The organism is Pseudomonas sp. 3-2 (assembly GCF_019710535.1).
Classification (GTDB): domain Bacteria; phylum Pseudomonadota; class Gammaproteobacteria; order Pseudomonadales; family Pseudomonadaceae; genus Aquipseudomonas; species Aquipseudomonas pharyngis.
In genome coordinates, this window is record NZ_CP081200.1 from 372,167 (window position 1) to 393,765 (window position 21,599).

A 21,599-nucleotide genomic window follows, 5' to 3' on the forward strand; every position below is an offset into this window, starting at 1 on the left:
TTGGGCCGGGCCGATATACTGAGCCTTGGTTCCGCCCCGCTACGGGGCTGCTCAGGGATATCGACCATGCAATGGATGTTCATGTTGATCGGGCTGCTGCTCGGCTGGCTGCTCGACGAGTCGTTCAGCGATGCGCTGTTGGGCGCGTTGCTGGGGCTCGCCATCGGCCAGGCGATGCGTATCGCGCGGCTCGGTTCACAGGCTGCCGAGCAACAGCGTCAGCTGGATCACGCGAAGATCGCGTTGCAGGGCGTCGAGCAGCGACTGTTTCTGCTGGAGGGTGCTCCGGCGTATTCGCCAGCGCCGCCGAGTGTCGCCCCGGCCAGCGCAACGGTCGTTGAGCCCGTCACGGTAGTTGAACAACCCTCTGCCGCAGAACCCGAGCTGGTCTGGGAACTGCCACCCGAACTCGAACCTGTTGCCGTCGCCGCCAGCGAATCCAGCCAGCCGCTGCCGGTCGATGTCTGGCGTCTGGACGCCGTTACGCCTGAACCTGAACCCCGACAACCCGCCGAGCCCCGTGGCCCGAACCTCATCGAACGCGGTATCAGCGCTGCGCGAAACTGGCTGTTCGGGGGCAACACTGTGCTGCGTGTCGGCGTGGTGCTGTTGTTCTTCGGTCTGGCGTTCCTGCTGCGCTACGCCACCGAAGGCATGGTGGTGCCGATCGAATTGCGTTACGCCGGAGTTGCGGCAGCAGCGTTGGGCTTGCTGGCGCTGGGCTGGTGGTTGCGCCATCGCAACAACAGCTACGCCTTGATGCTCCAAGGCACCGGGATCGCGGTGCTATACCTGACGGTGTTTGCGGCGATGCGTCTGCATCCGCTGCTCGATCCGTCTGCCGCGCTGGGCTTGCTGGTGGCGGTGACGGTGTTTTCGGCCATTCTGGCCATCACCCAGGATTCCCTGGCCCTGGCCTGCGTCGCCGCACTGGGCGGTTTCGCCGCGCCGATCCTGACCTCCACCGGGGCCGGCAACCACGTCGCGCTGTTCAGTTATTTCGCGCTGCTCAACGCCGGTATTCTGGCCATCGCCTGGTTCAAGGCCTGGCGCCTGCTCAACCTGATCGGCTTCGTGGGCACCTTCGGCATCGGTTTCGCCTGGGGCTTGCGTTTGTACACGCCGGAACTGCTGTGGAGCACCGAACCGTTCCTGCTTCTGTTCTTCCTGATGTACCTGGCCATCGGTCTGCTGTTCGCCCGGCGCAAGTTGCTGGACATGCCGGATGCCCCGGCGGACGGTGACCGCGAGGCGCTGCTGCACTGGTCGGCGCGCAAGGGCGATTACGTCGACGGGACGATGCTGTTCGGTCCGCCGCTGGTGGGTTTCGGCCTGCAATTCGCGCTGGTCCAGCATCTGGAATTCGCTGCCGCGTTCAGTGCGCTGGCGCTGGGCATGATCTACATGGCCCTCGCCAGAATGCTGATAGGCGGTCGGGCGATGTTGCTGGGCGAGACTTGCCTGGCGCTCGGGGTGATTTTCGCCAGCCTGGCGATTCCGCTGGGGCTGGATGCACGCTGGACGTCCGCGGCCTGGGCGGTGGAGGGCGCGGGGATTTTCTGGCTCGGTTTGCGTCAGCAACGGCCGTTGGCCCGGGCTTTCGCATTGCTGCTGCAACTGGGTTCGGCGCTGGCGTTTCTCAGTCAGTTGCGGGTTGGCGAAAGCAGCCTGCTCGACGCTGCGCCGCTGGGCGCATTGATGCTCGGCGCGGCCTTGTTGTTCAGCTTCTATCAATTGCGCAAGGCGTCGCCGGAGCAAACCTCGCTGTGGGAGCGTCAGGGCTTGCCGGTGCTGGCGTGCCTGGGGCTGACCTTCCTGTATTTGCTGGCGCCGCTGTTCTTCTTCATTCAGGGCACGGCGATCAGTTGGGCATTGGCCGGGCTGGCGACCTTGTTCGTCGGCTTGCGCCTGCAATCGCGCACGTTCCTGTTCACCGCGTTTGCCGTGCAACTGCTCGGCGGGGCGTTGTTCCTGTTGCGCCTGCAAGGGGCGGGCGAGGATTCGGCGGCGGTGTTCAGCGCTGGCTGGAGCGGTCTGTTCAGAGCCTCATTGATCGGTCTGGCGTTGATCGCCGGCATGCTGCTGGCGGCGCGCGACGAGATGGTGCGCAGCGATGTTCGTCTGCTGCGCGGGTTGTCGGTGGTGCTGCTGGCGGGTCTGGTGCTGATCAATCTGGCGGTGTTGTTCGTGCTGCCATGGCAGACCGCGAGCGCGGTATGGGCGGCCAGTGGCTTGCTGATCATCTGGCTCAGTCTGTACCTCAAGCAGCGCGTGAGTTTTGTCTTCGGTCTGCTGTTGCAACTGATCGGCGGCGCGGCGTTTCTGCTCGCCGGCCCCGAGTTGTTGGGGCCGTTGTCCAGCGAGGGGCTGCGACCGCTGGCCCATGGCGGATTCTGGACGCCGCTGGTGCTGGGTCTGGCGGCGATGATCGGGGCGTGGCGCCTGCAATTGGGCAATCACGCCTCGGCGTTTGACGTGCTGAGTCTGCAGCGCCTGTCCGACGTGTTGCTGGTGTGGGGCGCTGGTTGGTGGGCGCTGGCGTGGGTCAGCGAAGTGCTGCGGTTTGCGCCGCTGAATCTGCAGGGGCCGCTGTTGCTGCTGGTCGCTGCGCTGAGCGCCGCGTTGTGGGCGCTGCTGGCCTTGCGCCTGAAATGGCCGTCGCTCGGGTTGCTCTGCACCTTGCTGATTCCGGCGGCCGGGCTGGTGTTGCTGGCCGCGTGGCATTCGCGTTATCACCCGGCGGCGGATTTCGGCTGGCTGGCGTGGGCGGCGGTGTTCGTTGTGCATTTCATCAGCCTGCGACGTCTGGCACCGATGCTGCCGGCGCGGGCCTTGAGCACGGCCCATGTGCTCGGTTGCTGGCTGCTGATCGGCGTGCTGGCGCTGGAGTTGCGCTACGGCCTGCTGCTGTTGTCCGAGCAATACAACGCCTGGCGCTGGCTGGGCTGGGCGATTCTGCCGAGTGTGTATCTGTTGCTGATGGCCGCGCCGCGTCAGTGGCCATGGCCGGTGGCGGCGTTCCCTCGCGAATACCGTTTGTATGCGGCGGCGCCGCTGGCGGTGCTGATGCTGATCTGGTTCTGGCTGGCCAATGGCATCAGCGATGGCAATGCCGAGCCGCTGCCTTATGTGCCGCTGCTCAACCCGCTGGAATTGGGTCTGCTGTTTGCGCTGTTCGGTGTCTACGTCTGGTCGCGCAGCGCCGTTGCCGAGCTGTCGATCCGCCAGGATTACGCGGCATACGCGACGCAACTGATTGCTGGCGTTTCCCTGTTCGCGTTCTGCACCGCGCTGGTGACCCGCGCCGCGCACCATTGGGCGGGCATTCCGTTCGAGCTGGATCTGTTGCTCGACTCGATGCTGGTGCAGGCCGGCTTGTCCATCGTCTGGACGCTGATGGCGCTCGGGCTGATGATCGGCGGGCACCTGCGCCATCGCCGCGAAGTGTGGCTGATCGGCGCGGCGCTGATTGCGCTGGTGGTGGCCAAACTGATTTTTGTCGAATTGAGCAACCGTGGCGGACTGGCCCGGATTGTCTCGTTCATCGGCGTTGGTGTGTTGTTGCTGGTGGTGGGTTATTTTGCGCCGCTGCCGCCCAAACGCGTTGAAGCTGCACCGGTGTCGGACCAACCGGCCCCGGAAACCGAAGGAGTGTCGTCTTGAGTCGCAAGCTTAATCTCGGGTGGCTGTTGCTGGGCGTGGCCATGGCGGCCGGCGCCCAGGAAAAACCGGCGGACTTCGCCGCGCAGGTACCGTTGTCGGTCAGCGGTTCCGGCCCGTGGTATCGCCTCGAACTGCCGCTGAGCGTGCAGTTGCAGGCGCGCCAGACTGATCTCAGCGATCTGCGAGTGTTCAACGCCGCCGGAGAACCGCAGGCCTATGCGCTGGCCCGGGAATCAGCGCAGACCCGCGACGACGGTCAGTTGCATGAGGTGAAGTGGTTCCCCCTGTACAACTCGGCGGATGCCACCGAGCGCGCGCCGAGCGTACGCGTGCAATCCACCACCACCGGTACGCTGGTGGAAGTGCAGCCGTCCAGCCAGCTCGAAGCCGGGGAAGAAGTGCTGCGCGGCTGGCTGCTCGACGCCAGCGCGATCAAGGCGCCGTTGCAGCAACTGATCCTCGACTGGACCAGCGAGCGCGACGGCTTCCAGCGTTTCAGCATCGAGGCCAGCGACGACTTGCAGCACTGGCAAGCCTGGGGCGAAGGTCAGGTCGCGCGCCTGACCTTTGCCGACGAACGGGTCGAGCAACATGAAGTGGCGCTGCCCGGGCAATCGGCTCGCTATCTGCGTCTGCTGTGGGATTCGCCGGCCTCGGCGCCGGTCCTGACGTCGGCGCAACTGAAAAGCAGCGACCCGCGCAACCTGCCGCTGCCATTGGTCTGGTCGCCGGCACTGGCCGGCAGCAGCGGCAAGCCCGGGGAATACACCTGGCAGTTGCCGATGGGGCTGAACATCGAGCGGGTGCAGGTCGAACTGAAACAGGCCAACAGCCTCGCACCGGTGACGTTGTCGGGGCGTCGCGAAAGCAGCCTGCCGTGGCAACCGCTGAGCAGCGGCTTGCTCTATCGTCTGACCCAGAACGGCCAGGATGTGGTGCAGAACGAATTGCAGCTCTACGGCCAAACCGTGCAGCAGTTGAAACTGACGGTCGACGAACGCGGTGGCGGTCTCGGCGAGCAGGCGCCGAGCTTGAAATACGCGGTGCGCGCCACTCAGGTCATTTTCCTCGCGCGCGGCGACGGACCGTACAGCCTGGCGCTGGGCAATCCGACCGTGAAGACGGCGAACCTGCCGCTGACCACGCTGATCCCCGATTTCAAACCGGAGAAACTGGCCACACTGGGCAAGGCCACGGTGCAGGGTAAAGCGCTGGCGACTCAGACCTCGACGGCCACCACGGCTGCGACCACCGATATCAACTGGAAGAAATTCGGCCTGTGGGCGGTGTTGCTGCTCAGTGTGCTGTTTCTGGCGGCGATGGCCTTCAGTCTGCTGCGCAAGCCGTCGGCCAAGTCGTGAATATGACGGGTGTGACCTCCACACCCGTCGGGTTTGCATCTACGCTGAATCCGGTGCCTGAACTCTCTCGGTTCGATCACGTCTGATAGCAGGAATTGCCCCCGACGCACGTTACCGGCGTCATTGCTCGCTACGGTTTCAGACTCCCTGTAAACTGCGCGGGTTTTTAGCCCCCCATTCCACCGGAGCCGTCCATGTCCCGCGTTACCCTGAGTCGCTATTTGATTGAGCAGACCCGCAGCAACAACACTCCTGCCGATCTGCGTTTCCTGATCGAAGTGGTGGCGCGCGCCTGTAAAGAGATCAGCCACGCCGTGTCCAAAGGCGCCCTGGGCGGTGTTCTGGGCAGCATGGGCACGGAAAACGTGCAAGGCGAAGTGCAGAAGAAGCTCGACGTGCTGTCGAACGAAATCCTGCTCGAAGCCAACGAGTGGGGCGGTCACCTGGCCGGCATGGCGTCCGAAGAAATGGACAATGCCTACCAGATCCCGGGCAAATACCCGAAAGGCGCCTACCTGCTGGTATTCGACCCGCTGGACGGTTCGTCGAACATCGACATCAACGCCCCGGTCGGCACTATCTTCTCCGTGCTGCGTTGCCCGAACGAATACCTGAGCCAGAACGAAGCGCTGGATGAAAAGGCCTTCCTGCAGCCAGGCACTCAGCAGGTTGCCGCCGGTTATGCGATCTACGGCCCGCAAACCATGCTGGTGCTGACCCTGGGCCACGGCGTCAAAGGCTTCACCCTGGACCGCGAAATGGGCAGCTTCGTCCTGACTCACGAAGACATCACCATTCCTGAATCCACCCAGGAATTCGCCATCAACATGTCCAACCAGCGTCACTGGGAAGCTCCGGTACAGCGTTACGTTTCGGAACTGCTGGCCGGTGAAGAAGGTCCGCTGAAAAAGAACTACAACATGCGTTGGGTCGCGGCGATGGTTGCCGACGTACACCGCATCCTGACCCGTGGCGGTCTGTTCATGTACCCGCGCGACAGCCGCGAGCCGTCCAAGCCGGGCAAACTGCGCCTGATGTACGAAGCCAACCCGATGTCGTTCCTGGTGGAACAGGCGGGCGGCGCTTCCACCGACGGCCACCAGCGCATTCTCGACATCAAGCCTGAAGGCCTGCACCAGCGTGTAGCGGTGTTCCTCGGCTCGAAAGAAGAAGTCGCCCGCGCCACGGCTTACCACAAGGAATAAACCATGAACGCGCCCTGGCTGCCGTTGCTCGATTGGTGGTTCGGTCATGCCGAATCAGCCACTGAAGTTTCGGCGCAACAGGGCAAGTTGTGGTTCGGCAAGAAAGACAGCCAGGACCTCGAAGCGCGTGAGCGTTTCGGGGTCTTTGTCGATCAGGCCCTCGCTGGCGAATTGACCGAGTGGACGCAACATCCCGAAGGTTGGCTGGCGCTGGTGCTGCTGCTCGACCAACTCCCGCGAATGATCTTTCGCGACACACCCAAGGCTTTTTCCGGTGATCTACGGGCACAGAAACTGGTGGCTCAGGGGATTGCCGCAGACTTCGATCGGCAGTTGAAACCGATCCAGCGACTCTTCATCTACCTCGTCTTCGAACACTGCGAAAACCTCGCGGTGCAGAATGAAGCGGTCTCGCGATTCATCGAACTGGTGGCTGAACAGCCGGAAGCGGAGCGTGGGGTGTTTGCCGACAACCTGGATTATGCCGAGCGGCATCAGAAGGTGATTGCGCGGTTTGGACGGTTTCCGCATCGCAATGTGGTGTTGGGGCGGGAGTCTACGGTTGAGGAGCTGGAGTTTCTTTCGCAGCCGGGGTCGAGTTTCTGAAGCTGCATCAGACTCACGGATTGCCTTGAAGCAAACGCTTCATCAAGAGTGCAGGCAGGTTTTTTCTCGTATCGGCGATGATATGGATATAGATGGTTTGCTCTCGGACTTCATAAATGATGCGATTCAAGCCAGAGATGACTTGTCGATATTGACCAAGGTTCAGCCTTTCTATTTCTTCGGGAATGGAACCTGAATAGGGTAAGGATGCGAGACTGCGAATAGCGATCTTCAAGCTGGCATAAGTGCTATGCCAGGTTTGAGGTGAGAACTGTTTGATGAGGTAGGTGCGAAGATCTTTGAGATCTGTTTCGGCGGACTGAAGAATAACGACCTTCAAACTCATTGGGGGTCGATCCTGTCCAACTCTGCGAAAACGTCTTCAACGTCCCTGTACTTGCCTTCCTCAATTTCTCGATTTCCCATGGCAAGCAGTTTGAGCAGAGCCATTGTTTCTTCCTGCTCTTCAAAACTTTTGACGTCCATGACTACAAGCTTCGCTTCGCCGTTCTGGGTAATCACCAGCGGCTCACGGCTTTCGCTAATCGTTTTGACGATTTCGGCGGTATGGCTTTTCAGGTAGCTGATGGGTTTGATCTGGGATGAAAGCTTCACGGGCTGCGCCTCGCTGAGTGGACTAGGACTGAGTTTAGTCTTAATTCAGTCCTGAGTCAGTCCGAGGTGACAAGCGTGTCTAGCGTTGTTCCGTCTTCGCGGGTTCAAGCGCGAAGAAGGCTTCGAACGACTCAGATCCGGAAGCTGCCAACCAACTGCTTCAACCGCGCCGCCTGCTGCTCCAGATCCGCACAAGCCCGCAACGTCGCCTGCAAGTTCTCCACACCTTCCTGGTTCAGCGTGTTGATCTCGTTGATATCAACGTTGATCGACTCGACCACCGCCGTCTGCTCTTCCGTCGCCGTCGCCACCGACTGGTTCATGCCGTCGATCTCGCCGATGCGCTGGGTCACGCTGCCCAGGCGTTCGCCGGCCTGGTTGGCGATGCCGACGCTGCTTTCGCTCTCGCGCTGGCTCTCGGTCATGATGCCGACCGCCTGACGCGCGCCGACTTGCAGCTCTTCGATCATCTTCTGCACTTGCTGCGCCGAATCCTGGGTGCGGTGCGCCAGGTTGCGGACTTCGTCGGCGACCACCGCGAAACCACGACCGGCCTCACCGGCACGGGCCGCTTCGATCGCGGCGTTGAGCGCCAGCAGGTTGGTCTGCTGGGAGATGCTGGTGATCACTTCCAGAATCTGCCCGATGTTCACGGTGTTGCTGTTCAGGGTTTCGATGTTGCCGCAGGAGTCGCTGATCTTCGCCGACAGCTGCTGCATCGCGTGGATGGTTTTATCCACCACCTGCTGGCCGTCTTCGGCCAGGCTGCGTGCATCACTGGAGTGCTGCGAGGCGAGGGCGGCGTTCTGGGCGATTTCCTGGGCGGCGGCGCCGAGCTGGTTGATCGCGGCGGCCACGCTGTTGGTGCGCGAGGCCTGCTGGTCGGAGTTGAACATCGACGAGTTCGACGCCGCGACCACGCGCAGCGCGACTTCGTTGACCTGGCCGGTGGCCGAGGAGACTTCGCGGATCGAGGTGTGGATGCGCTCGACGAAACGGTTGAACGACAGCCCCAGCGCACCGAATTCATCGTGACCGTGGATGGTCAGGCGTTTGGTCAGGTCACCTTCGCCTTCGGCGATGTCGTGCATGGCACGGCCCATGGTCAGCAGCGGCTGCATCAGGACGCGGATCAGCATGCCGAGCAGGGCGATGATGATCACTACGGCAATGACCATGGCGATCAGCGCCGAGGTGCGGAATTCGCTGAGCATCGAGAACGCGGTGTCCTTGTCCAGCACCAGCGCGACGTACCAGTCGGCCGACGGCACGCCGTTGACGCGGGTGAAGGAGATCAGTTGGGTCTTGCCGTCGAACTCGACTTCTTTCAGACCCGGGCTGACTTTCGGCGCACCGTTGGGATAGGCCTCGGCGAGGGTCTTGAGCACCAGCTTGCTGTCCGGGTGGATCAGGATTTTGCCGTCGGCGCTGACGATGAACGCGTGACCGTGGCCGCCGAAGTTCAGCGAGTTGATGATCGCGCTGACGCTGGACAGATCAATGTCGGCGCCGGCCACACCGATCATCTGGCCCTGGCGCTGCACCGGGGTGGCGACCGTGATGACCAGTTTGCCCGACGAGGCGGCGATGTACGGTTCGGTGACGATGGTCTGTTGCGCAGCGTTGGCGGCCTTGTACCAGCCACGGGCGCGCGGGTCGTAATCCGGCGCGCGGTTGCCGGCCGGGACCGAGAACATCACGCCGTCGGCGCCACCGAAGTAGCTGAGCTGGAAATTGCCGGTGTAGGCGGGCAGGTCGATGATGCGTTTCAGGCTGGCCGGGGCGTTGCCGTCGGCGACAACCTGTTGCGCCATCGATTGCAGCAACTGGATGCGGCTTTCCAGCCAGGTCTGGATGTTGCTGGTGGTCAGGCTGCCCAGTTCCTGCATCGACGCTTCGGTGCTGCTTTGCAGGGCTTCGCGCTGGCGATAGTCGTTGAAAAAAATGAAACAGGCGAATGCAACGGCCACCACGAGGGCGGCAGCCAACAAGATCTTGTGGCTGAACTTCATGTTTCTGGTCATTAAGAGAGCTACCGCGAAGGGGCTGGTCAACAAAGGGCGGCAATTTGCCACACTATCGGGCTTTGCGCTGCTCTTATTTCGACCGCGGCGCGCCAAAGATTAGGCGGCTTTTGTGAAAGTCGACGAAATGCTCAATAGCCCCACAAAGTGTCTGATTTACCGATGAATGCCGGACGAGCGGGCGAACAAATAGCCGGTCTGCCAGGGAACCAGACGGGGGTTTTCTCTTCTAAGCTTCTGGTTGGCGCCATGCCATCCCCCTTCCGCTCCAGGAGTTACACCATGTCGCTGCGATCTATCGCCCTGCTGTCGTTTTGCGTGCTGTTGGCCGCATGCAGCAAGGTCAATCAGGAAAACTATTCGAAGCTCTCGGCCGGCATGGCCAAGTCCGAAGTCGAGACGCTGCTTGGCAAGCCCACCGATTGCTCGGGCGCGCTGGGCATGTCCAGTTGCACCTGGGGCGACAAGAACAGCTTTATCAGCGTGCAGTACGCCGGTGACAAAGTGCTGATGTTTTCCGGCCAAGGCCTGAAGTAAACCGGGGCCACGCGCCCACGGGAGAAAAACAATGAAGCGGTTATTGCTTGTCCTTTTGGCCGGCCTGGTATTGGCTGGCTGCGCCACATCCGGTGAAGATCCGCTGGCGCCGAAGACGGTCAACAGTGTCAATCTCAAGCGTTACCAAGGCACCTGGTACGAGCTGGCGCGTCTGCCGATGTATTTCCAGCGCAATTGCGCGCAATCAGAAGCCCGTTACTCGCTCAAGCCCGACGGCAATATCGCGGTGTACAACCGCTGTCTGACGGCAGACTGGAAGTGGGAAGAGGTCAAAGGCACGGCTTATCCACAGGTGCCGGGCAAGACCGACAAGCTGTGGGTCGAGTTCGATACCTGGTTCTCGCGCCTGATTCCAGGTGTGGCGAAGGGTCAATACTGGGTGCTGTACGTCAGCGATGACTACAAGACCGCGCTCGTGGGCGACCCGAGTCGTCGTTACCTGTGGTTGTTGTCCCGCACGCCGACCGTCAACGGTGTGGTGCGTGAGGAACTGCTGAGCAAGGCGCGTCAGCAGGGTTACGACACCACGCGCCTGATCTGGCGGGCGTCGGATCAGCAGATGGCCAAGACGTCCAACTGACGCGCAACAAAAAACCTGTGGAGGTCGCCCTCCACAGGTTTTTTTATGTCAGCCCAAAAGCTCCCGCAGAACCTGGGTGAAGGCGCGATTGCTGTCCTCTTCCCCGGCATGGCGCCCCTCCCGCACGACCCACTGACCATTGACCAGCACATCGCGCACCTGACGGTCGCCGCCGGCAAACAGCCAGCGATTGAGAATCCCGTCACCGCTGGCCGTGGCCAGATACGGATCGCTGCCATCGAGCACAATCCAGTCGGCACGCTTGCCGACCTCCAGCGCACCGATCGGCTGGCCCAGCGCCTGAGCACCTCCATCCAGCGCCGCGTCATACAACGTGCGGCCGACCATCGGCTGATCCGCGCCATACAAGCGATTGCGCCGCTGATCGCGCAGGCGCTGGCCGTATTCCAGCCAGCGCAGTTCTTCCACCACGCTCAACGACACATGGCTGTCGGAGCCGATGCCCATGCGCCCGCCCTGAGCGAGGAAATCCACCGCCGGAAAAATCCCGTCGCCGAGGTTGGCCTCGGTGGTCAGGCACAGGCCGGCGATGGCGCGACTCTTGGCCATCAGCGTGACTTCTTCCGGATTGGCGTGGGTCGCGTGGACCAGGCACCAGCGCTGATCGACTTCGGTGTTTTCGTACAGCCATTGCAGCGGGCGACGTCCGCTCCAGCTCAGGCAGTCGTCGACTTCCTTCTGCTGTTCGGCGATGTGGATGTGCACCGGGCATTGCTGGTTGCTGGCCGCCAGCACTTCGCTGATCTGCTGCGGCGTGACCGCGCGCAACGAGTGGAAGCACAAGCCCAGCGACTGCGCCTTTTGCTGTGCCAGCAACGGTTGCAGACGCGATTGCAGCTTCAGGTAACTTTCGGTGCTGTTGATGAAGCGGCGCTGGCCTTCGTTCGGCGTCTGGCCGCCGAAACCGCTGTGGCTGTAGAGCACGGGAAGTAACGTCAGACCGATGCCGGCCGAGCTGGCCGCCTGGCTGATACGCAGGGCCAGCTCGGCCGGATCGGCGTAAGGCTGGCCGTTGTTATCGTGGTGGACGTAATGGAATTCGGCGACCGAGGTGTAACCGGCCTTGAGCATTTCGATGTACAGCTGACGGGCGATCACACCGAGCTGGTCGGGGCTGATTTTTCCGACGAGCCGATACATCAGATCGCGCCAGGTCCAGAAACTGTCGTTGGGATTGCCGGCCACTTCCGCCAGTCCCGCCATCGCTCGCTGGAACGCGTGGGAGTGCAGATTCGGCATCCCCGGCAGCAGCGGACCGCTCAGTCGTTCGGCGCCGTCTGCAGTGGAATCGGCCTGGATTCGGGTCAACACGCCATCGGCGCTGACCTCGAGACGTACATTGTTGGCCCATCCGTTAGGCAGCAGCGCGCGTTCGGCAAAGAAGGCGGACATGGTTCAGCACCCCATCGTGTGTTATTTGTATATACATATACAGACGTTTGCCTGCCCGGTAAACTCCGGCAAGCTAGCCACTTTCACCAATGAACAGGGATCCACCGTGCCGACTCCGCCTCCAGTCTCCCCGTTGGCCGCGAACATGGGCGACAGTCCGGCGCCCTTGTACGCCCGCGTCAAACAGATGATCACCCAGCAGATCGACAGCGGTAACTGGCCGCCGCATTACCGCGTGCCGTCGGAAAGCGAGCTGGTCAGCCAGCTGGGTTTCAGCCGCATGACCATCAACCGCGCACTGCGGGAAATGACCGCCGACGGTCTGCTGGTACGCATGCAAGGCGTCGGCACGTTTGTCGCCGAACCGAAGAGCCAGTCCGCGCTGTTCGAGGTGCACAACATCGCCGACGAAATCGCCTCCCGTGGCCATCGCCACACCTGCCAGGTGATCACCCTGGAAGAAGAGGCCGCCGGCTCCGAGCGCGCGCTGGCGCTGGATATGCGCGAAGGGCAAAAGGTCTTTCACTCGCTGATCGTGCACTACGAAAACGATATTCCTGTGCAAATCGAAGACCGCTTCGTCAATGCGTTGGTCGCCCCGGAATACCTCAAGCAGGACTTCACCCTGCAAACGCCTTACGCCTACCTGAACCAGGTCGCGCCGCTGACCGAAGGTGAGCACGTGGTCGAAGCGATTCTTGCCGAAGCGTCCGAATGCAAATTGCTGCAGATCGAAAAAGGCGAGCCGTGCCTGCTGATCCGCCGTCGTACCTGGTCGGGCCGTCAGCCGGTCACGGCGGCACGCCTGATTCACCCCGGTTCCCGTCATCGTCTGGAAGGACGGTTCCATAAATAGAGAGCATAAATGAATGGTTTGAAGGTTTTACGCGCCGAAGGCTACCCGCGCATGCCGTGGAAAAACGGCGGCGGCAGCACCGAGGAAATCACCCGTGACGCCGGCGCCGGCCTCGACGGTTTTGGCTGGCGTCTGTCGATTGCCGACATCGCCGAATCCGGCGGCTTTTCGACCTTCGCCGGTTACCAGCGGGTCATCACGGTGTTGCAGGGCGACGGCATGACCCTGTGTGTCGACGGCGACGATACCCAACCGTTGTTACCCCTCGACCCGTTTGCCTTCAGCGGCGAAAGCCAGGTGTCCTGCACCTTGCTCGGCGGCGCGATCCGTGACTTCAACCTGATCTACTCGCCCCAGCGTTATAGCGCACGCCTGCAATGGCTGGACGGCGAACAGCGGTTTTTCAGTTCGGCGAGCACCGTGCTGGTCTTCAGCGTCAGCGAATTGCTGGAGGTCACGGTCGGTGACAGTGCGTCGCAACTCGGCCGCCATGACTGTCTGCAACTGGACGGTAACACCGGGCTGACCGAGATCGCCGTCAATGCCGGCTGCTGCGTGATCGAACTGTCCCCGCGCTGATCCTTCACACGCTCTTCGTGGGAAACGATCAAAAACCGCTGCTTTGAAAGCAGCGGTTTTTTTTCGTCCCGACGTTCCCGAAATGCGCACCAACTTGTTACCGAACGCCCCAGCGTGGCGCAGAACCACGCTTCCGTAACAACCTCTCGTCACCCTCAATCCACCCCGCGAAAAATTTCATGGACGCCAGAGCCCTTGATTCAGGCGCTCTGCAGCCCTGTTCGGAATTTTTATTGAACAGCCCTCCAACAAGTTGGCCGCTTGATTGCATATGCTTGTATGTACAAGTAAAGACGTATGCGTATGAGTCGATCGAGACTCTCCGCAGCGTCCACTGATTCGCTTGTCGCGCACTGAGGCGCACAGGCTGCTTGCCCACTGCCAGGGTTGGTTTGAATAGATCGCTGAGGAGTCTTTTTCGTGACTGACAACAAAACCACTAAGTTTCGTGACGTCGAAATCCGTGCCGCCCGCGGCAACAAGCTGACCGCCAAGAGCTGGCTGACCGAAGCGCCGCTGCGCATGTTGATGAACAACCTCGACCCGGAAGTCGCCGAGAACCCGAAAGAGCTGGTGGTCTACGGTGGCATCGGTCGCGCTGCGCGTAACTGGGAGTGCTACGACAAGATCGTCGAGAGCCTCACCAACCTCAACGAAGACGAAACCCTGCTGGTGCAATCGGGCAAGCCGGTCGGCGTGTTCAAGACCCACAGCAACGCCCCGCGCGTACTGATCGCCAACTCCAACCTGGTGCCGCACTGGGCGACCTGGGAACACTTCAACGAACTCGACGCCAAAGGCCTGGCCATGTACGGCCAGATGACCGCCGGCAGCTGGATCTACATCGGCAGCCAGGGCATCGTCCAGGGCACCTACGAAACCTTCGTTGAAGCCGGTCGCCAGCACTACAACGACAACCTCACCGGCAAGTGGGTCCTGACCGCCGGCCTCGGCGGCATGGGCGGTGCCCAGCCACTGGCCGCAACCCTCGCCGGTGCCTGCTCGCTGAACATCGAATGCCAGCAGATCAGCATCGATTTCCGCCTCAAGACCCGCTACGTCGACGAGCAGGCCAAAGACCTCGACGACGCGCTGGCCCGCATCGCCAAATACACTTCCGAAGGCAAGGCGGTTTCCATCGCCCTGTGCGGCAACGCCGCTGAAATCCTTCCGGAACTGGTCAAGCGCGGCGTGCGCCCGGACATGGTCACCGACCAGACCAGCGCCCACGACCCGCTCAACGGTTACCTGCCGGCCGGCTGGACCTGGGACGAATACCGCGCCCGCGCCAAGACCGAGCCGGCCGCTGTGGTCAAGGCCGCCAAGCAATCGATGGCCGTCCACGTCAAAGCCATGCTCGACTTCCAGAAGATGGGCGTGCCGACTTTCGACTACGGCAACAACATCCGTCAGATGGCTCAGGAAGAAGGCGTCGAAAACGCATTCGATTTCCCAGGCTTCGTACCGGCCTACATCCGTCCGCTGTTCTGCCGTGGCATCGGCCCGTTCCGCTGGGCTGCGCTGTCGGGTGATCCGCAGGACATCTACAAGACCGACGCCAAGGTCAAGGAACTGATCCCGGACGACGCCCACCTGCACAACTGGCTGGACATGGCCCGTGAGCGCATCAGCTTCCAGGGTCTGCCGGCGCGTATCTGCTGGGTCGGCCTGGGCCTGCGCGCCAAGCTCGGTCTGGCGTTCAACGAAATGGTGCGCAGCGGCGAGCTGTCGGCACCGATCGTGATCGGTCGCGACCACCTCGACTCCGGCTCGGTTTCCAGCCCGAACCGTGAAACCGAATCGATGCAGGACGGCTCCGATGCCGTTTCCGACTGGCCACTGCTGAATGCTCTGTTGAACACCGCGAGCGGTGCGACCTGGGTGTCCCTGCACCACGGCGGTGGCGTCGGCATGGGCTTCTCCCAGCACTCGGGCATGGTGATTGTCTGCGACGGTACTGACGAAGCGGCCGAGCGTATCGCTCGCGTGCTGCACAACGACCCGGGCACCGGCGTCATGCGTCACGCCGATGCCGGTTACCAGATCGCCATCGACTGCGCCAAGGAACAAGGGCTGAACCTGCCGATGATCACCGGCAAGTAGTGCTTGCCCTGTAGGAGCGAGCCTGCTCGCGATAGCGGTTTGTCAGTCAACGAAAATGTTGCATGAACCGCCCTCATCGCGAGCAGGCTCACTCCCACAGGAACCAAAACAGCAAAATCCAGAACAATCCACAGAGGTTGAATCATGGCGGGCAACACCGATCGTGCAGGCAGTAAACCGTTGATCGAAAGGCGTTCGATCGACTACATCCCGGAAGCGGAAAGACACGGTCGTCTGTTCAGTCAGTTCACCCTGTGGATGGGTGCCAACCTGCAAATCACCGCGATTGTCACCGGGGCCCTGGCCGTGGTGCTGGGCGGCGATGTGTTCTGGTCGTTGATCGGTCTGCTGATCGGTCAACTGCTGGGCGGCGGGGTGATGGCGCTGCACGCGGCGCAAGGGCCGAAGCTTGGCCTGCCGCAGATGATTTCCAGCCGGGTGCAGTTCGGCGTCTACGGGGCGGCGATTCCGATCGTGCTGGTGTGCCTGATGTACCTGGGCTTCACCGCCACCGGGACCGTGCTGTCCGGTCAGGCGCTGGGCCAGTTGTTCGGGGTCAGCGACACCGTCGGCATCCTGCTTTTCGCCAGCGTCATCGTCGTGGTCACGGTGCTCGGCTATCGGGTGATCCACTGGATCGGCCGCATCGCCAGTGTCATTGGCGTGATCGCTTTCGTGTACCTGTTCAGCCGTCTGATGAGTCAGGTGGACGTCGGCGCACTTCTGGAAATCCGCCACTTCAGCTGGAGCAGTTTCCTGCTGGCGGTGTCGCTCGCGGCCTCCTGGCAGATCGCTTTCGGCCCGTACGTGGCGGACTACTCGCGTTACCTGCCGAGCAAGGTGTCTTCGGTGAAAACCTTTTTCGCCGCCGGTGCCGGTTCGGTGATTGGTGCGCAGGTGGCGATGATCCTCGGTGTGTTCGCGGCCGCTTCGGCCAACGGGCAATTCGCCGGTCATGAAGTCGCCTACATCGTCGGTCTGGGCGGGACCGGTGCCACCGCCGCGCTGCTGTATTTCAGCATCGCGTTCGGCAAGGTCACCATCTCCACCCTGAACTCCTACGGCAGCTTCATGTGCATCGCGACCATCATCAGCGGCTTCCGTGGTCACCTGATGGTTACCCGGATGCAGCGTCTGGTGTTCGTGCTGGGGATCGTCGGCGCGGCGACCCTGATCGCGCTGCTCGGCCAGCACTCGTTCCTCGGTGCGTTCAAGTCCTTCATCCTGTTCCTGCTGGCGTTCTTCACGCCGTGGAGCGCGATCAATCTGGTGGACTACTACTGCATTACCCGCGAGCGCTACGACGTACCGGCGCTGGCGGATCCGAACGGTCGCTACGGCCGCTGGAACATCCTCGGTATCAGCGTTTACGTGTTCGGGGTGCTGGTGCAACTGCCGTTCATTTCCACCAAGTTCTATACCGGTCCATTGGTAGCGGCCCTGGGGGATGTGGATATTTCCTGGATCATCGGTCTCGTGCTGCCCGCAGCGCTGTATTACGTCTGCGCGAAAAAATGGCACGGCACCGTACCCGATCAACTGATTCTGCCCGTCGAGCAGGACAGCGTTGTACAACCTAAAACAAGCGGGGCCGGTCGCGCTGCGGCGCAGGCCTGATTTGGACGTGGACAGGGCTGGATGCCTCTTGACTGCCGTAAGCCAATTCATGATTAGGAGCGTCACAACAATGAAATCGAACAAGACCCTGCTGACCACATTGCTTTCCATGGGCCTGCTGGCCAGCGCCGGCGCGACCCAGGCCGCCGGCTGGTGCGAGTCCGGCAAACCGGTGAAATTCGCCGGCCTGAACTGGGAAAGCGGCATGCTGCTGACCGACCTTCTGCAAGTGGTGCTGGAAAAAGGTTACGACTGCAAGACCGACAGCCTGCCGGGCAACTCCATCACCATGGAAAACGCCCTGAGCAGCAACGACATCCAGATCTTCGCCGAAGAATGGGTCGGCCGCAGCGAGGTCTGGAACAAGGCCGAGAAGGCCGGCAAGGTCGTCGGTGTCGGCGCGCCGGTGGTCGGTGCGGTGGAAGGCTGGTACGTGCCGCGCTACGTGATCGAAGGCGATGCCAAGCGCAAGATCGAAGCGAAGGCACCGGACCTGAAAAACATCGCCGATCTGGGCAAATACGCCGCCGTCTTCAAGGACGCCGAAGAACCGTCCAAGGGCCGCTTCTACAACTGCCCGGCCGGCTGGACCTGCGAGCTGGACAACAGCGAAATGCTGAAAAGCTACGGCCTGGAAAACAGCTACACCAACTTCCGCCCGGGCACTGGTCCGGCGTTGGATGCGGCCGTGCTGTCGAGCTACAAACGTGGCGAGCCGATCCTGTTCTACTACTGGACGCCAACCCCGCTGATGGGCCAGATCGACGCAGTCAAACTGGAAGAGAAACCGGGCGTCGACAAGACCGTGACCATCAAGGTCGGTCTGTCCAAGACCTTCCACGAACAAGCGCCGGAGCTGGTGGCCGTGCTGGAAAAGGTCAACCTGCCGATCGACCTGCTGAACCAGAACCTGGGCCGCATGGCGAAGGAACGTATCGAGTCGCCAAAACTGGCGAAAATCTTCCTCAAGGAACATCCTGAGGTCTGGCATGCGTGGGTCAGTGAAGACGCTGCCAAGAAAATCGACGCGGCGCTGTAGGTCGAATTCCTCCCGGCCAACCGAGAGGCTGGCCGGGGTGTTCGCCGCAATCGCTTGATTGAGTTTCCTGATTGAGAGCCGCTTATGTTTCCCGAAAGCTTTACCTTTTCCATCGCCGACTGGGTCAACGGTTGGGTCGATGCGCTGGTCACCAACTATGGCGATGTGTTCCGCCACATCTCCGACACCCTGCTGTGGGCCATCGTCAATCTTGAAGGCCTGCTGCGCGCCGCACCGTGGTGGTTGATGCTGGCCATCGTCGGCGTCGTGGCCTGGCACGCAACGCGCAAAGTCGTGACCACCGCCGTGATCGTCGGTCTGTTGTTCCTGGTCGGCGCCGTCGGTCTGTGGGACAAGTTGATGCAGACCCTCGCGCTGATGATGGTGGCGACGGTCATTTCGGTGCTGATCGGCGTACCGCTGGGGATTCTCTCGGCGCGCAGCAATCGCCTGCGTTCGGTGCTGATGCCGCTGCTCGACATCATGCAGACCATGCCGAGCTTCGTGTACCTGATTCCGGTGCTGATGCTGTTCGGCCTGGGCAAGGTGCCGGCGATTTTCGCCACCGTGATCTACGCCGCGCCGCCGCTGATCCGTCTGACCGATCTGGGCATCCGCCAGGTCGACGGCGAAGTGATGGAAGCGATCAACGCCTTCGGTGCCAACCGCTGGCAGCAACTGTTCGGCGTGCAACTGCCGCTGGCCCTGCCGAGCATCATGGCCGGGATCAACCAGACCACCATGATGGCCCTGTCGATGGTGGTAATCGCCTCGATGATCGGCGCCCGTGGCTTGGGTGAAGATGTGCTGGTGGGCATTCAGACCCTTAACGTCGGACGCGGTCTCGAGGCCGGTCTGGCGATCGTGATTCTCGCAGTGGTCATCGACCGCATTACCCAGGCGTATGGTCGGCCACGGCATGAGGTGAGCAAATGAGCAACGCAACCGTGAGCAAGATCGAAGTCAAAAACGTCTTCAAGATTTTCGGCAACCGCGCCAAGGACGCTCTGGCGATGGTCGGCCAGGGCAAGACCAAGGATCAGGTGCTGAACGAAACCGGTTGCGTGGTCGGGGTCAACGACTTGTCCCTGAGCATCGGCACCGGCGAGATCTTCGTGATCATGGGCCTGTCCGGCTCCGGCAAATCGACCCTGGTGCGCCACTTCAACCGTCTGATCGACCCGACCAGCGGCGCGATCCTGGTGGATGGCGTGGACATCCTGCAATACGACATGGACGCCTTGCGCGAATTTCGCCGGCACAAGATCAGCATGGTGTTCCAGAGCTTCGGTCTGCTGCCGCACAAGACCGTGCTCGACAACGTCGCCTACGGCCTGAAAGTGCGCGGCGAGAGCAAGCAACTGTGCGCCGAGCGCGCGCTGCACTGGATCAACACCGTGGGCCTAAAGGGCTACGAAAACAAATACCCGCACCAGCTCTCCGGCGGCATGCGCCAGCGTGTAGGTCTGGCCCGGGCATTGGCGGCGGACACCGACATCATCCTGATGGACGAAGCGTTCAGCGCGCTGGATCCGCTGATCCGCGCCGAGATGCAGGACCAGTTGCTGGAGCTGCAAAAAACCCTGCACAAGACCATCGTCTTCATCACCCACGACCTCGACGAGGCCGTGCGCATCGGCAACCGCATCGCGATCCTCAAGGACGGCCGCCTGATCCAGGTCGGTACGCCGAAAGAGATCCTGCATTCGCCGGCGGACGAGTATGTCGACCGCTTCGTGCAGCGGCGGGCGGCGGTGGTTTAAACAGATTTGTGTTGGCTGGGCCGGCCCCGAAAGCGTCGGCAAAGCTGCATCAATGTTCGGATGAGGTTTTAGATGTCCCAGGCTGAAAAAATCGTTATCGCCGACGCCCCGATGCGTTGGCAGGATGTGGTCGCAGTCGCTCGTCATGGCGCGCAGCTCGAGCTGTCGGCCCAGACCTGGGCGCGCATTGAAAACGCGCAGGGCATCGTCCAGCGCATTGTTGTCAGCGGCGAACGCGCCTACGGCGTGAACACCGGGCTCGGTGCGCTGTGCAACGTTTCACTGAAAGACGAACAGCTCAGCCAGCTGTCGCGCAACACCTTGCTCAGCCATGCCTGCGGCGTCGGTCCGGTGCTGGCCGATGAGCAGACCCGCGCCATCCTGTGCGCTGCGATCCGCAACTACAGCCACGGCAAATCCGGCATTCATCGCCGGGTGGTCGAAGCGCTGCTGGCGCTGCTCAATCGCGGTATCACCCCGCAAGTACCGTCCCAGGGTTCGGTGGGTTACCTGACCCACATGGCGCACATCGGCATCGCGCTGCTGGGCGTGGGCAATGTCAGCTATCGCGGGCAGATCGTGTCTGCACAGCAGGCGCTGGCCGAAGAGGGCCTGCAACCGGTGCAGCTCGGGGCGAAGGACGGTCTGTGCCTGGTCAACGGTACGCCGTGCATGACCGGTCTCGGTTGCCTGGCGATTGCCGACGCCACGCGTCTGCTGCAGTGGGCCGACGTGATCGGCGCCATGAGTTTCGAAGCCCAGCGCGGCCAGATCGCCGCGTTCGATGCCGAAATCATTGCGCTCAAACCGCATCCGGGCATGCAGCAGGTCGGCGTCAATCTGCGCGCCTTGCTCGATGGCAGCGAAGTGATCGCCGCGAGCAAAGGCATTCGCACCCAGGATGCCTTGAGCATCCGCTCGATCCCGCAGGTGCACGGCGCCGCCCGCGATCAACTGGAACACGCGATCAAACAGATCGAAACCGAACTCAATGGCTGCACCGACAACCCGTTGCTGCTGGGCACGCCGGACGACTTCCGGGTGATGTCCCAGGCCAACCCGCACGGGCAATCGGTAGCGCTGGCGACGGATTTGCTGGCCATTGCAATGGCCGAAATCGGCTCGATTGCCGAGCGGCGTCTGGATCGTCTGATCAACCCGCACGTCAGCGGTCTGCCGGCGTTTCTGGTGGCCAATCCGGGGGTGAACTCCGGGATGATGATCGTGCAATACGTCGCCGCGTCGCTGTGCGCGGAAAACCGCCAGTTGGCGCAACCGGCGGTGCTCGACAATTACGTCACTTCGGGCCTGCAGGAAGATCACTTGAGCATGGGCACCAACGCCGCGCTGAAGCTGCACCGCGCGCTGGAAAACTGCACGCAGATCCTCGCCATCGAATACCTGCTGGCGGCCCAAGCGTTTGAATTCCTCAAGGAGCAACGCTTCGGCGCGGGCACCGATACCGCCTGGCGACTGCTGCGCGAAAAGGTCCCGGCCTACGATCAGGACCGCTGGCTGGCGCCGGATATCGCCGCTGCCGCAAGCGTTCTGAAAGACCCGGATCTGCTGCACAACGCATTACCGAATTTGCACTGAAAAACTACCCATACCAGCGTG

18 protein-coding genes are annotated in these 21,599 nt (G+C 61.9%); 14 read left to right on the plus strand and 4 right to left on the minus strand.

What is annotated here, in order from left to right; all coding sequences use genetic code 11:
- The first annotated feature begins 66 nt into the window (after positions 1-66).
- From K3819_RS01695 to K3819_RS01710, 4 genes are all read left to right on the plus strand, one after another.
- A complete protein-coding gene (locus K3819_RS01695) occupies positions 67-3,663 on the plus strand; it encodes a DUF2339 domain-containing protein (RefSeq protein WP_221398509.1) in 3,597 nt (1,198 codons plus the stop codon).
- Complete coding sequence (locus K3819_RS01700; protein ID WP_221398510.1) at positions 3,660-5,024, plus strand: DUF3999 domain-containing protein; 1,365 nt, start codon at positions 3,660-3,662, stop codon at positions 5,022-5,024. Before K3819_RS01695 ends, K3819_RS01700 begins: the two co-directional genes overlap by 4 nt.
- 194 nt (positions 5,025-5,218) lie before the next feature.
- Positions 5,219-6,229: a class 1 fructose-bisphosphatase gene (locus K3819_RS01705; protein ID WP_007952492.1), complete on the plus strand. Its 1,011-nt coding sequence runs from the start codon at positions 5,219-5,221 to the stop codon at positions 6,227-6,229.
- Between the two features lie 3 nt (positions 6,230-6,232).
- The gene (locus K3819_RS01710; protein WP_221398511.1) at positions 6,233-6,835 is read left to right on the plus strand and encodes a DUF924 family protein; all 603 of its coding nucleotides are present in this window, start codon (positions 6,233-6,235) and stop codon (positions 6,833-6,835) included.
- A 13-nt stretch (positions 6,836-6,848) separates the two neighbouring features.
- On the opposite strand, the gene K3819_RS01715 is transcribed toward K3819_RS01710, so the two are convergent.
- From K3819_RS01715 to K3819_RS01725, 3 genes are all read right to left on the minus strand, one after another.
- Entirely contained in the window at positions 6,849-7,181 is a 333-nt protein-coding gene (locus tag K3819_RS01715) for a type II toxin-antitoxin system RelE/ParE family toxin (protein WP_039764706.1), read from the minus strand.
- On the minus strand, positions 7,178-7,450 hold the full coding sequence (locus K3819_RS01720; protein ID WP_039764708.1) for a type II toxin-antitoxin system Phd/YefM family antitoxin: 273 nt from the start codon (positions 7,448-7,450) through the stop codon (positions 7,178-7,180). Before K3819_RS01720 ends, K3819_RS01715 begins: the two co-directional genes overlap by 4 nt.
- Before the next feature lie 131 nt (positions 7,451-7,581).
- Entirely contained in the window at positions 7,582-9,474 is a 1,893-nt protein-coding gene (locus K3819_RS01725) for a methyl-accepting chemotaxis protein (RefSeq protein WP_221398512.1), read from the minus strand.
- Positions 9,475-9,756: 282 nt separating this feature from the next.
- On the opposite strand from K3819_RS01725, the gene K3819_RS01730 reads away from it, so the two are divergent.
- Positions 9,757-10,011 (plus strand): hypothetical protein, encoded by a 255-nt coding sequence (locus K3819_RS01730; RefSeq protein WP_016772095.1) that lies wholly within the window; start codon positions 9,757-9,759, stop codon positions 10,009-10,011.
- Positions 10,012-10,042: 31 nt separating this feature from the next.
- Positions 10,043-10,612 carry a lipocalin family protein gene (locus K3819_RS01735; RefSeq protein ID WP_064592853.1) on the plus strand — a complete coding sequence of 190 codons (570 nt, stop codon included), beginning with the start codon at positions 10,043-10,045 and terminating at the stop codon, positions 10,610-10,612.
- Positions 10,613-10,660: 48 nt separating this feature from the next.
- Here the strand turns inward: K3819_RS01735 and K3819_RS01740 are convergent, their stop codons facing one another.
- Complete coding sequence (locus tag K3819_RS01740) at positions 10,661-12,025, minus strand: formimidoylglutamate deiminase (protein WP_221398513.1); 1,365 nt, start codon at positions 12,023-12,025, stop codon at positions 10,661-10,663.
- A gap of 145 nt (positions 12,026-12,170) precedes the next feature.
- Between K3819_RS01740 and hutC the strand changes: the two genes are divergently transcribed.
- From hutC to hutH, 8 genes are all read left to right on the plus strand, one after another.
- Positions 12,171-12,881 carry a histidine utilization repressor gene (gene hutC, locus K3819_RS01745; protein ID WP_170844914.1) on the plus strand — a complete coding sequence of 237 codons (711 nt, stop codon included), beginning with the start codon at positions 12,171-12,173 and terminating at the stop codon, positions 12,879-12,881.
- Between the two features lie 9 nt (positions 12,882-12,890).
- Positions 12,891-13,460, plus strand: a complete 570-nt coding sequence (locus K3819_RS01750; protein ID WP_085611158.1) for a HutD family protein — start codon at positions 12,891-12,893, stop codon at positions 13,458-13,460.
- A 420-nt stretch (positions 13,461-13,880) separates the two neighbouring features.
- The gene (gene hutU, locus K3819_RS01755; protein ID WP_039764719.1) at positions 13,881-15,563 is read left to right on the plus strand and encodes a urocanate hydratase; all 1,683 of its coding nucleotides are present in this window, start codon (positions 13,881-13,883) and stop codon (positions 15,561-15,563) included.
- A gap of 144 nt (positions 15,564-15,707) precedes the next feature.
- On the plus strand, positions 15,708-17,180 hold the full coding sequence (locus tag K3819_RS01760) for a cytosine permease (RefSeq protein WP_221398514.1): 1,473 nt from the start codon (positions 15,708-15,710) through the stop codon (positions 17,178-17,180).
- 70 nt (positions 17,181-17,250) lie between these two features.
- Positions 17,251-18,219, plus strand: a complete 969-nt coding sequence (locus tag K3819_RS01765) for an ABC transporter substrate-binding protein (protein WP_085611155.1) — start codon at positions 17,251-17,253, stop codon at positions 18,217-18,219.
- 84 nt (positions 18,220-18,303) lie between these two features.
- Complete coding sequence (locus K3819_RS01770) at positions 18,304-19,155, plus strand: proline/glycine betaine ABC transporter permease (RefSeq protein WP_007952475.1); 852 nt, start codon at positions 18,304-18,306, stop codon at positions 19,153-19,155.
- Positions 19,152-19,982, plus strand: coding sequence for a glycine betaine/L-proline ABC transporter ATP-binding protein (locus tag K3819_RS01775; protein WP_011332047.1), 831 nt, complete (start codon positions 19,152-19,154; stop codon positions 19,980-19,982). The genes K3819_RS01770 and K3819_RS01775 overlap by 4 nt, the downstream gene beginning before the upstream one ends.
- Before the next feature lie 72 nt (positions 19,983-20,054).
- Entirely contained in the window at positions 20,055-21,578 is a 1,524-nt protein-coding gene (gene hutH / locus K3819_RS01780; protein ID WP_221398515.1) for a histidine ammonia-lyase, read from the plus strand.
- Positions 21,579-21,599 lie beyond the last annotated feature (21 nt).